The 12,476-nt window shown below is 31.4% G+C and carries 14 protein-coding genes; all 14 read left to right on the forward strand.

All coding sequences use genetic code 4. From position 1 onward, the window contains the following. Nucleotides 1-51: 51 nt before the first annotated feature. Nucleotides 52-366, forward strand: a complete 315-nt coding sequence (locus AAHM92_RS00085; protein WP_500222453.1) for a DUF1904 family protein — start codon at nt 52-54, stop codon at nt 364-366. Continuing rightward, nucleotides 366-1,337: a tRNA dihydrouridine synthase DusB gene (dusB, locus tag AAHM92_RS00090; protein ID WP_500222454.1), complete on the forward strand. Its 972-nt coding sequence runs from the start codon at nt 366-368 to the stop codon at nt 1,335-1,337. The genes AAHM92_RS00085 and dusB overlap by 1 nt, the downstream gene beginning before the upstream one ends. Before the next feature lie 10 nt (nt 1,338-1,347). After that, complete coding sequence (gene lysS, locus AAHM92_RS00095) at nt 1,348-2,856, forward strand: lysine--tRNA ligase (protein WP_500222456.1); 1,509 nt, start codon at nt 1,348-1,350, stop codon at nt 2,854-2,856. Between the two features lie 2 nt (nt 2,857-2,858). Next, a complete protein-coding gene (locus tag AAHM92_RS00100; RefSeq protein ID WP_500222458.1) occupies nt 2,859-3,863 on the forward strand; it encodes a hypothetical protein in 1,005 nt (334 codons plus the stop codon). A gap of 41 nt (nt 3,864-3,904) precedes the next feature. Continuing rightward, complete coding sequence (locus AAHM92_RS00105; protein ID WP_500222460.1) at nt 3,905-4,531, forward strand: IspD/TarI family cytidylyltransferase; 627 nt, start codon at nt 3,905-3,907, stop codon at nt 4,529-4,531. A gap of 123 nt (nt 4,532-4,654) precedes the next feature. Next, a complete protein-coding gene (gene rpsF, locus AAHM92_RS00110; RefSeq protein WP_500222462.1) occupies nt 4,655-5,134 on the forward strand; it encodes a 30S ribosomal protein S6 in 480 nt (159 codons plus the stop codon). A gap of 18 nt (nt 5,135-5,152) precedes the next feature. Further along, entirely contained in the window at nt 5,153-5,602 is a 450-nt protein-coding gene (locus tag AAHM92_RS00115; protein WP_023788804.1) for a single-stranded DNA-binding protein, read from the forward strand. 14 nt (nt 5,603-5,616) lie between these two features. Beyond that, nucleotides 5,617-5,838, forward strand: a complete 222-nt coding sequence (rpsR, locus tag AAHM92_RS00120; protein ID WP_500222464.1) for a 30S ribosomal protein S18 — start codon at nt 5,617-5,619, stop codon at nt 5,836-5,838. 83 nt (nt 5,839-5,921) lie between these two features. Next, entirely contained in the window at nt 5,922-6,374 is a 453-nt protein-coding gene (gene rplI, locus AAHM92_RS00125; RefSeq protein WP_500222466.1) for a 50S ribosomal protein L9, read from the forward strand. Next, nucleotides 6,367-7,716, forward strand: coding sequence for a replicative DNA helicase (dnaB, locus tag AAHM92_RS00130; RefSeq protein ID WP_023788807.1), 1,350 nt, complete (start codon nt 6,367-6,369; stop codon nt 7,714-7,716). Before rplI ends, dnaB begins: the two co-directional genes overlap by 8 nt. Nucleotides 7,717-7,916: 200 nt before the next feature. Then, nucleotides 7,917-9,056 carry a hypothetical protein gene (locus AAHM92_RS00135; RefSeq protein WP_500222468.1) on the forward strand — a complete coding sequence of 380 codons (1,140 nt, stop codon included), beginning with the start codon at nt 7,917-7,919 and terminating at the stop codon, nt 9,054-9,056. Nucleotides 9,057-9,115: 59 nt separating this feature from the next. Continuing rightward, the gene (locus AAHM92_RS00140) at nt 9,116-10,858 is read left to right on the forward strand and encodes a hypothetical protein (protein ID WP_500222469.1); all 1,743 of its coding nucleotides are present in this window, start codon (nt 9,116-9,118) and stop codon (nt 10,856-10,858) included. Nucleotides 10,859-10,865: 7 nt separating this feature from the next. Further along, nucleotides 10,866-11,522 carry a uracil-DNA glycosylase gene (locus AAHM92_RS00145; RefSeq protein WP_500222470.1) on the forward strand — a complete coding sequence of 219 codons (657 nt, stop codon included), beginning with the start codon at nt 10,866-10,868 and terminating at the stop codon, nt 11,520-11,522. 15 nt (nt 11,523-11,537) lie between these two features. Further along, nucleotides 11,538-12,467, forward strand: a complete 930-nt coding sequence (locus AAHM92_RS00150; protein ID WP_023788811.1) for an ECF transporter S component — start codon at nt 11,538-11,540, stop codon at nt 12,465-12,467. Nucleotides 12,468-12,476 lie beyond the last annotated feature (9 nt).

Genomic DNA, 12,476 nt, shown 5'->3' on the forward strand with positions numbered 1-12,476 from the left:
AAAATAATAGAAATATATATATAATTATATTTGTAAAGGTGGGGATTAATTATGCCAATATTTAGTTTTAGGGGAGTACCAGAAGAAAAGGTGCGAGAATACTATAATAAAGTAGATGAAATAGGAAAACTTATAAATGCAAACGTAAAAAAAATTGTTTTTTGGTTTGAACCTTATAAACTTATAGGTGATTCTCGTCAAGAAAATGCTATATTAGTGAAGGTTGATTGAATAGGTAGACCGCTAAAGCAAGAATTGCTAGCGAAGCATATTCAAGAACATTTTTCAAATTACTCAGATAATATTTATGTACAATTCAATGAGGTAAATAACTTTTTATATTTAAATGGAGTATGTGTAGGATAATGAAAATTAAAAATCTAGAAATTAAGGGCAGCATTTTTTTAGGACCTATGGCCGGTACAACAAATGCTGCTTTTAGAATAATTTGTAAGGAAAAAGGAGCTGCATTAGTTTACGCAGAAATGGTTAGTACAGAAGGTTTAGTTCACAATAATAAAAAAACTAAAACAATGATTGAAGTCTCAGATTTGGAACATCCAATATCATTGCAAATATTTGGTTTTGATGTTAATTCATTTGTTGAAGCTGCAAAAATAGTTGAAGAGTATTCTACCTGCGATGTTATCGATATCAACATGGGCTGTCCAGCTCCTAAAGTAGCTGTTAGAAGCCAAGCGGGCGCAAACCTATTGAAATACGAAGATAAAGTTGGGGAAGTAATTAAAGCTGTTGTAGAAAATACCACAAAGCCAGTAACAGTCAAGATGAGAATTGGTTGGGATGAAACAAGCAAAAATGTAGTTGAACTAGCCAAGATTGCGGAAAAAAATGGTGCTAGTGCAATAGCTGTGCATGGAAGAACAAGAAACCAATTCTTTACAGGAAAAGCAGACTGGTCTTGAATTAAAAAAGTCAAGGAAAGTGTTTCTATTCCTGTAATTGGCAATGGTGATGTTGTTGACGGACCAACAGCCAAAAAAATGTTGGATGAGACTGGTTGCGACGGAATCATGATAGCCAGAGCGGCACAAGGTAACCCATGAATATTTAGAGAGATACAACACTATATCGATACTGGTGAAGAACTTCCGAAACCATCTTATGAAGAATGAAAAGAAACTGTTCTGAGACACGCAAACTTATTAATAGATATGCGTGGAGAAGAACTTGGCATTAGAGAAATGCGTAAGCAATTATTATGATACTTAGCTGTCTTGGAAAAACGCCCTGTAGTATTAGAAATGAAAAAAATGGCAACTGAAATAGTTGTATTAAAAGATATATATAATATATTTAATTTATATGAAAGTTAGAGGTTTTAATATGCAAGATAATAATGAACGACAATTCACTGAACAGGAATTAGTACGTAGAAAAAAATATCAAGAATTAGTGGACATGGGTAAAGACCCATTTATAGAGAACCAATATCAAAGAAATTACAAAATTGTTGATTTATTTGAAGAGTTTGATAAGTTTTCTAAAGATGAGTTGAAAAATCATGAAGGGAAAGTTATAAAAGTTGCTGGAAGAATCAGACTATTTAGAGAAGCTGGAAAAAAAGCTATATTTGGTAATATACAAGACCAAGATGGGTTCATCCAATTTTATGCTAGACAAGATGAATTAGGAGAAGATGATTTTCCATTATTTAGAAATTTAGATCTCGGAGATATCATCGGAATAGAAGGAAGCATTATGAAAACTGATCACGGCGAGTTGACAATCAGGGTAAAAAAATATGTTTTACTGACAAAAGCTCTTAAACCATTGCCTGATAAACATTCTGGTATAAGTGATATTGAGGAAAAATATCGCAGGAGATATGTAGACCTTATAATGAATCCTGAAACAAAAAAAACATTTATTTCGAGAAATAAAACCATTAGAACAATACAAAATACACTAGATAAAAAAGGATATATAGAAGTAGAGACTCCAATTTTGCACCCCCAAAGTGGAGGCGCTGCTGCAAAGCCTTTCAAAACTTTTTATAATGCATTAGAAAATGACTTTTACCTTAGAATAGCCACTGAACTACATTTAAAAAGATGTATTGTTGGTGGTTTTGAGGGTGTATATGAAATAGGTAGATTATTTAGAAATGAAGGTACAAGTACAAGGCATAATCCAGAATTCACCTCAATTGAAATTTATGTAGCATATCAAAATATGGAGTTTGTTATGGAACTTTGTGAAGAAATTTTTAAAGAATGTGCCTTAAGTGTATTAGGTAAAACAAATCTATCTTATGGCGGTTTTGATATAGATTTAGGAAAACCTTTTAAACGATGACATATGGTAGATGCAATTAATGATGTATGTGGTGTTAATTTTTGAGATGCCATCTCTTATGAAGAAGCTAAAAAACTTGCAACGGAAAAAGGTATAAAAGTTGAAAAACATCACTTCTCAGTGGGTCATATAATAAACTTGTTCTTCGAAGAGTTTGTTGAAAGCACAATTGTTGAACCAACATTTATTTACGGACACCCAAAAGAAATTTCACCACTTTCAAAATCAAATGCAAAAGATCCTAGATTTACTGATAGATTCGAATTATTTATAATAGGAAGAGAATATGCAAATGCATTTTCTGAATTGAATAATCCAATAGACCAATACGAAAGGTTTTTAGATCAGTTGAAAGAGGCTGAAGCCGGTAACGATGAAGCAACAGAAATGGATATTGATTTTGTTGAAGCGTTAGAATATGGTCTACCACCAACCGGTGGGATTGGTATAGGTATTGACAGACTTGTTATGTTATTAACTGGGTCAGATTCTATTAAAGACGTCTTGCTATTTCCACAAATGAAACCGAGGTCATAAAAATGAAGTATGGGATAACACTAGGTTACACATCTAAATTGAACGAGTTAGAAACAATTGAAGGAATTGAGTTTGTTACAAACGAGCTGGAAAGTAGGCTAAAACTTGATTTTGACCTAATAAAAGTCAGAAGTGGGCTTGTAACTGATAAAACTCTTTGGCTAAACGATGATTTCCAACAAACGAAAAGACCAATCGACTTTGATGTATCTTCTGAAAAAATGTATGGTGAATTATTGCAATCAAATAACAAATGAAGAAGATATTTCTTGATGAACAACGGTTTAGTTGAAAATAATCAAGGCATAATAACAAACTTTTCAACAGTTACTCGTGACACTGTTATCGACAATATGAACTCGGTAGTTTATGACGAACTAGGGTTTGAGATTGTAAAGCTTGATTATAGTATTGAAGAGATCGACAGAGTTTTAATTAAAGTTTATAAAGCTTTAGTTGAAATAGATTTAGCTTGTTCTTCAAAGTATAACTCACTCGGTAAAAACCATCTCGGAGAAAAATTAACTTTTATATCACATAAAAAACTTAAAGCTTTGTACCCTCTTTTGACATTTAAAGAGCGACTTTCAAAGTTCGGGAAAGATAATGGCAGTTTTGTACTCCAAAATTATGTTGAGAAAACATTAAATCAACAAAAAAATACCCAGTTTTCTGAAGATGTCTATGACTTTAATAGTTATTCTAAATTATATGTATACAACAAAAGTTGTGAAAAAGTCACTAGTATGGGATATGTATCGTATCAAGTTGATAGAGAAACGTTGAAGTCCCAAAGCACTATCTTGAAAGAAAACAATAAAACCCAGACATTTTATCATCACTTAATCAAATCTAACAAACTCCCTTTGACAATAACTGGTGGGATTTTTATAAATCGTTATATTATGACTCTTTTAGAAAAGCAACACATAGGCGAAGTTCAATCTTCACTATGAAATAAAAAGTTTCTTCAATATTGCGAAATTAACAACATTAAAATTTTATAAAATCTAAAATATATATGGAAATTTATATTCAAGGAGTTTAAATGATTAGTTTAGTAATTGTAGCAAATGGTAAAAGTGTAAGGTTTGGAGAAAACAAACTGCTTTCACAAATTGATAATGATATTTTAGTTTGCAAAACTATCAAATGTTTCTTAAATATAGCACAAATTACTGAAATCATTGTTGTATGCAACAATGATTTGGCTTTAAAGATTGTAGAAAAAATTAAGCAAAAATTAATTTTTGTTGAAGGTGGCGCAACAAGGACACTCTCAGTCGCGCAAGGATTAGAAAAGGTAACTAACGAAAAAGTCTTAATCCATGACGGAGCAAGGCCCTTTGTTAAAAAAGAGATGATTGAAGAAATTATCAATTGCCTTAACGTTCATTCAGTTGTGATACCTACAATAAAAATTGTTGATTGTTTAAAAAAGATAGTGGATGACAATGTAAAAACCTTAAATAGAGAAAATTATTTACTAACTCAAACTCCACAAGGCTTTGATACATATTTAATCAAAGAAGCATACAAAAATATTAATATAAATTGAGCAGATGACTGTCAAGCAATAGAAGACTTTGACGATAAACCGAAAATAAAATTTATCAATGGTGATGTTGATAATGTCAAAATAACTTATATGAAGGATTTGAAATCATCCAGTTAGACCCATTAAAATTAAAGTTTATTTTATGACAAACTCTTTTTTTTAGTTTATAATAAGTTTGCGAGTTAATTTTAATTAACTCCTTGCCTTTTTTAGGCCAATAGACCATAAGGAGAATTATACATGATTAGAAAATACGAAATAATGTATATTTTAGATCAAGATACTGCCGATGTTAAAGCAACACAGAAAAAATTACATGATGTGTTGACAAGTAACGGTGGGAAAATCCTAGAGTCAGAAGACTGAGGATTAAAAGACTTTGCTTTTGAAATAAACAAAAAGAAAAAAGGACACTATACTGTTTTAATTGTCGAAACAGACTCATCTAATATTTTAGAGTTCCAAAGAATCTCAAGAATAGATAAAAATGTGGTAAGGGAATTAGTAATAAATACTGAAAATGAAAAAAAATATATTCAGTCAACTAAGCTAGCGAAAACAGATATGTCAAAATACAAAGAAGAAAAAAAACCACAAAGAAGCTTCGACAGAAAACCAGGGGCTAAAAGATACGATGACAAAAGCAACGGTATAAAAAAAGAATATAAAAAACCAAATGACAAAGAAGAAATAACAAATGACACAGAATCGAATAAATAATTATTATAAGGAGGTATTATGAATTCAGTTAACTTAATTGGGAGAATAACTAAGGATCCAGAGTTAAAAACTGCATCCAACGGTAAAGTATATTCTTCATTTACACTTGCTGTAAATGAATACTCAAATGGTACCCAGTATACTCAATTTGTACCTTGTTTTGTATGAGAAAAATCAGCCGAAAACTTAGTAAAGTATGTTCGTAAAGGAGCACAAATCTCAGTAGAAGGTTCTATCAACGTTAGACAAGATAACAATAATGGACAGTATTCAACTAGCATAACAGTTAGAGTAAACAGGATACAATTTCTAGATAGACAATCTAATACTGGTGTTTCAACCCAAGGAACATTCGCGAACACTCAACAACAAACAGACTCAAATAAGACATCAACAAATATGGATTTTGATTTGATTGAGGATAGCAAAATATCAAACGCTGACGACTCAATATTATGAGAAGATTAATAGGAGAATAGATTATGAAAAAATTTGTTAGAAGAAAAAAAGTAAACTTCTTTGCTAAAAATAGTATCGATTATATCGATTATAAAGATGTGGATTTACTTAAAAAGTTTATTTCAGGCAATGGACAAATATTACCAAAAAGAATTACTGGTACATCACCAAAACATCAAAGAATGTTGGCAACTGCAATAAAAAGAGCCAGAATAATGGGTCTACTACCATTCGTTAGCCAATAGTTATTAACCCTTCTCGAAAGGGTTTTTATTTTGGTCGGACATAAAAACCCCCTAAATTTGTTATAATTACAAGGGTGATAAATATGAAAGTTATACTTTTAAAAGATGTTAAGAATTATGGCAAGAAGGACGAGATTGTTAATGTCTCAGATGGTTTTGCAGTTAATTATCTAATACCCAAAAAATTAGCTATTGTAGCTAGCAAAGATGGGGTTAGTCACTTAAATGTTAAGTTAAAAAAAGAAAGTGAAATATTAAAAAAAGAAAAAGAAGTCATCCAAAAAGAAGCTGAAAAGATTAATAACTTGGAGTTAGGCTTCAAATTAAAGACTCAGGACGGTAAGGTATTTGGGTCGGTATCTTTAACCCAAATTGTTGACCGTTTGAACAAAGAGCACGGAATACAAATTGATAAAAGAAAATTTGAAAAACATGAAAACCTAAATAAACTAGGACTATTTTATTTAAAAATAAAATTAGATCATCAAATAACTACAACTCTAAAGGTTCTTATAGAAGGAAATAAAAATGGATAATTTAATAGATGTTAACCAAGAGTCTATTCTTTTAGATTCAGAAAAAGTTGTGCTCGCTGTAGCAATGCATTCGCCTAAAGCTAGTTTTGAAATATTGACTCAATTGAATGCCGATGATTTCTCCACAGAAGCACACTCTTTTATGTTTGAAGCCATAAACTCTATTAGTTCAAGTAGTCAACTTCCGACAATCACAAAGGTGGCAGATTATTTGCAAGATAAAAAGCAACTTGAAAAAGTCGGGGGTATTGATTATATATCGGAAGTGTCAGGTTATTTTTATACAGATGAGGGTGTAGAAAATTATATAGAAATAGTGTTTAAAAATTCTATAGGTAGACAATTAGATAGAACTATAAATAATATTCGACAACTTAGGGAAAGTAAAGCACCTGTTGAGGAGGTCTTTTTAGTTGCTCAACAAAAAATATTAAACATAAAAACAGAGATAAAAAAAGATGATGCTACGGAAGTTAAAAAAACTGTCGTAGAAGTTGTAAAAAAAATAGCAGACCTAGAAACAAATGGTGGCCAAATAACAGGAATACCTTCTGGGTTTGCTTATTTAGATCAACTGACTAACGGTTGACAAAATGGAGATTTAATTATTTTAGCAGCTAGACCATCAATGGGTAAAACTGCGTTCGCCTTAAATTTAACTGTCAATGCTGCTGAAAGAAAAAAAGGTGTTGCTTTTTTCTCGCTTGAAATGCCCAAAGAACAGTTAGTTCAACGTATGTTATCCTCTGTATCTGGAGTAGATGCAACCGCTTTGAGAAATGCACAAGGGTTAACAAAAGAAAAATGAAAAAGAATAACAAGTGGTGCAGATGAACTTCAAAAGATGAATATAATCATCGATGACTCTCCAGGGTTAAATGTATTACAATTACAATCTAAGTTGAGAAAAATGAAGAGAGATTTTAATGTTCAAATATGTTTTATTGACTATTTGCAGTTAATATCATCAATAGGTAACAAATTCGATAGTAGGCAAAACGAAGTAGCAGCAATCTCAAGGCAATTAAAAAAAATTGCCAGAGAGTTAAACATCCCTATCATTTGTTTATCTCAGTTATCAAGAAGTGTAGAAAAAAGAGAAGAGAAAACACCTTTAATGTCAGATTTAAGGGATTCTGGTGCGATTGAACAAGATGCAGATATAATCATGTTTTTGTTTAGAGAAGCATACTACAAAATAAAAGAATACAGTATTGAAGCTGATAATCCAACCGATGAAACTGATGTTATTATATCTAAGCACAGAAACGGTGCAACGGGTGTTGTTAAAGTTAACTTTCTTCGTTCATTCGGTAAGTTTATCGATCAATCTTCGACATAATAGTGAAAAAGCGTGTAAAAAAATAACTCCGGTTATTTTTTTTATATCGAAGTTAGCTTATTTTAGCAATTAAAAAATATAGGACGACTTAATAGTAAAGTGTATTTGTTTTTTTCTAAATTGTCGTAGGTAACATTTAAAAAAATGTAAAACCTAAATGTTTTATTGTAAAATTATATATAGAGATTTGAGGTAAGAGAATGAAAAAAATATTATCTATATTCAGTGTACTCACAGTATCTTCAGCCCCTATTGCTACAATCGTTTCATGTGGTGTACCCACAGAAACTTTATCAATAGAAACTAAAGATGGTTATAAGTTGAGTCAGTTCGACAATTCGACCAGTAAGGGAAAACTAGGCGCAATGTCTATTCAACTTTTAGAAGCGATAACTTTCACTGAGACAAAATATCAAAATAAAGAAAAACTAAAAAAACAGCAAGAAACATTGGGAACAAATGGTCTTGGTTTATCTCTTGAAAGTTATTTGAAAAATCAACACGAAGAAAATAGCACTGTTTCTGAAGATTTAAAAAACTTTGAAGACTCATATTCTGCTAAGCGAAACACAAATTTCTCTTCAATCAAATACAATGGGGTTGTTACAAAATATAATCCAGAAAAAATAAAAACCTTTGAAGTAGTAACGGAAGTAGAGTCTGGTAAAGCCAAAAAACAATACTTGGCAACAGATGAAAACGGTTATAAAATCAAAGGGCAAGGAACATCTTTAAAAGAGTATTTTAAAGATTTTGCAAAACCAGAGAGCGAAACAACCGGAGAAGAAGCGGAAAAAAAAGAACAATCATCATTAACAAACATTAAAAAAGAGTTTGACGAACGAGAAAATACTCTGATTATGGGGAATTTTAATGAAGTTTTAGAAAAAAAATTTAATACAAGTGAAATAGTTAAGTCAAATCAAAACGAAGGTGAAGAAGAAAATACTCCAGTAAAAGCAAATAATTTAAATGAGGAAGGGTGGAAGCTTTTTTTTGATAAGAATAATGAGTTGATTCAAAGCACTTCAACCTTTATACATGGGATGGGTAATTTAGGACAAGTTGTCTTGAAATTTGATGATATAAAGGATACCAAAACACCTAGGGAGTTTGAAATTACATACGATAATTTCGAAAATGTTGTGTTAAGATTTGATCTTAAAGGACAAAAGATCAAAGAAAAAAAGGATGGAGATAAGAGATTTGACACTTATCTATATTGGTACCAACCTGCCGGTTATCAATTTACTGACGAAAAAGCTCTAAGTAATTCTTCGCTTAAAGATATATTTAAGAGTGTCGGTAAGTTACCAAAAATAACAATAAAAAAAATATAGAGATGCATAAGTAATTAACTAAAAAGCTGGATAATTTCTTAAGATTGGAGTGGAATAATTTGGGCTTCTACATAATTCTTAACTATGGAAACTATCAAGTTATTGACGCAAGTTTTAATAGGGTAGTGGCGACTTTTGTGAGTGAAATAGAAGCTCACAAATTTTTGCAATCCCTTTTAATGAATCCATCAAGTCATCTACCTACCAATTTTCAACCGATAAATCCAGTTTTAAATCCCCAAGGGTTTCAAAATAGTTCCAATATTATCAATGAATATCCCAGAATTACAAATCAGCCACCTTTTAGCGTAAATGCTGAGAGTCTTTTTAATTATGGAAGTTATGATGTAAATAGACAACGCACACCTATCGATCATTATCCTTTGAATAATCCCAATGATATTATAAAAACAAATACTTCACACTATAATTATCACAATGAAAACCATAATACGAAAGTCTTCGATGAGTATCAACCCAACTCTTTTCCCCAAAATAATCAGTATAACCCTAATCAAACTAGACAGTTCAATAGTGCATTTAGAGACCATCAAAGCTCATTTAGAGACCAAGCACACCAGCCCGAAGTTGAGCATAAATATGTGCAAAAAGAGAATTACAATATTGAAAATGTAACTAATCGTAAACAAGACAATGTTGATTTACAGAATCATGAAAGTTGTGAGAACTGCCAAAGTATGAGGTCAAAAGGAGATAATTACCAAAACTCACATAACCACCAAATTGGCTTGGAAAGCGAATTAAGGGATACAAACAGAAATTATAGTAATCACAACCAAGAATATTGAGCCAAAAAACATAACGGCGGAGGGATTATCCCTCAAGAATCATCTAATAAAAATTATAAAGTACCAGAAAATAACAGTTTAGTGAGGGGTAACCCAAATACTGATGTCGGTAAGGAACAATCTCCAAAGGATATTCACAAAGCTCAACATTGAGATAAGAATGAATTAAAAGATAATGAACAATTTTACCGTGGTGAGAGACCGAACTTGAAAAAGACGAAGAACATAGAATGGGAAATAAAAGACAATCAACTATTTGAAGATAGTAAAGAATCTTTTGTGAACTCAAATAAAGAAACTAAGGAAATAGCAAATAACCAAGATCAAAGCTCGGGAGTGACTTATAATAAGAAAACTTATAACATGGGCTTTGATATCATGGAAACTGACGAATTAAAAACTGGAGACTTTGAGTTTATTGTTGAGAATAATAAAGACAAGAAAAACGTGTCTTTATTTAATGATGCCACAATCTCGCTAGATCAAAATTTATTAGAAAATGATCTGGAAGGAGCGATCATCCAAACCAACTTACCTATTTTAAACAATACAGATGATGATAGTTTGGGTGAAGCTGCATTGTATAAAGAAAAAAAACAGCTAAACAAAACAAAAATATTTGAAAAAATGGAAAAAAATCCAAAAGTAAGTGATAAAATTAGTAAGAATAATGAATCGCTAGTACCGATAGAAACTATAGATTTAGAAAGAGCCGAGCTTGAAAACACACAAACAAGTGCTTTAAATAAATCCGTGATTCTCCCAATCAATAATCACTATATCAGTAACCCATTCCTTCCGAAAAGGGATGACAGTATAATTGATTTAGGTCCGATTGATGAGGATGACACTATATTTTCTACACCAAGGAAGGATGCTGACTCTGAGGAGTTAGATAACATAGTTTTAACAAAAAAAGATAAAAAGCTTTTAAAAAAAGCAAAGAAAAAAGATGCAAATAATAGAAAGAGACTTAGCAAAGTGCTAAAGTAATCTAAATATGCAAAACGTCAAGAACGGATGAAAAATTTTATTCGAAAAGAATAATATTTCTGAAGGTATCAACAAAACTCTTTTAAAAATTAAGAATCTTAATAATGTATACCCCACTTACGAAGAGATTTTTCGTGTGTTTGAGTTGGTAGACGTCCCCGAAGTTCAGGTTGTAATATTAGGTCAAGATCCTTATCATAAACATGGAGTAGCTAATGGAATTGCATTTAGTTGTGCCAACAATATAAACGCTCCTCCGAGTTTGAAGAACATATTTAAAGAATTAAAAAATGATTTAGATATAGATCACACTTTAAATAATGATCTCTCTAGTTGGGTTAAGCAAGGGGTCCTCTTGTTAAATACTTGCTTAACCGTTGAAAAAGGAAAACCAGGTTCTCACAAAAACCTAGGTTGAGAAGAACTTATAATTAAAATTTTGAATCAACTAAATAAACAAAATAAAAATATTATTTATTGTTTATGAGGAAATCACGCAAAAAACTTATATAATAATCTAGAATACTTAAATAAACTTGTGATCTTTTCAGCTCACCCTTCGCCTTTTAGTTATAAAAAGGGATTTGAGGGCAGCAAACCATTTTCAAAGATCAACAATATTCTTAGTTGTTTGGGAAAAAATCCAATAAATTGGGAAAAGTAAGGGGAATTAATTATCATGCAAAAGTTTGCCGAAATCCTTTTGAAAGGAAATAATTTGGCTTATGCCGCTTCTGGTCTCATAGGTCTTTTTATTTTAGCTTATATAGTCTATAACTCGTTATCTTATCTAGTTTTAAAGGAAAGATATCACGGGATAAGGTTTACTACCAAAAATATTGCCTATATAACAATGTTCACTGCTGTCAGTGTTAGTGTGACTGTCGTAATATCTTTAACGGTTCCTATTACTGTATTTCCCCCTGTAAGAATTGCATTTGAAGGTGTAATGGTTAAAATCACAGGATTCATTTTTGGTCCTATTGTTGGAGTAATTGTGGGTTTAATTACCGAGGCTCTTGTTATGATATTTGTACCTTCGTTTGTACACCCTGCTTACATAATAGTCATAATTTGTTATGGTTATATAGCTGGTATAGGTGCTAGTTTCTTAAGGGTTGGTAAAGGTAACAATTGAGTAACACTAGCGTTAGTGAATATATTTTTAATTGGTTTCGCTCTTTTGATGGCATATCTGATTGATTTTGCCAACTTAGAAAGCGGGATTGAATTTTTCGGTTTTACAATGAGTAAAGAAGTATTTAAATGAGTTTTCATAGGTTCTGTTATGACTTGTATATTTTTAGTCTGAACATTCACAATAGTTTTCATGGCTAAAGGTCATAATAAAGTATTAAACACACTACTTCCAATTGTGTTATTTGCTTCGGCAGCGGAATATTTGGTAACGGCCGTTATATCCGCGTGGGGTGATTACGAGTTTCTTGGTTTAAACACTGGAAAAGAAAACGGAGTAGGCTACGAAAGTGGTTATGTCTTGATGCTTATGAGTCGCCTTGTTCAGGCACCTCTAAAAATAATATTCAACTCAGCGGTTTTATATTTTACATATAAAGCTGTATCACCACTCATAAAAACCGATAGATAGCGGGAGATT

The organism is Spiroplasma endosymbiont of Melanargia galathea (assembly GCF_964031075.1).
GTDB classification, from domain to species: Bacteria; Bacillota_I; Bacilli_A; order Mycoplasmatales; family Mycoplasmataceae; genus Spiroplasma_A; species Spiroplasma_A apis.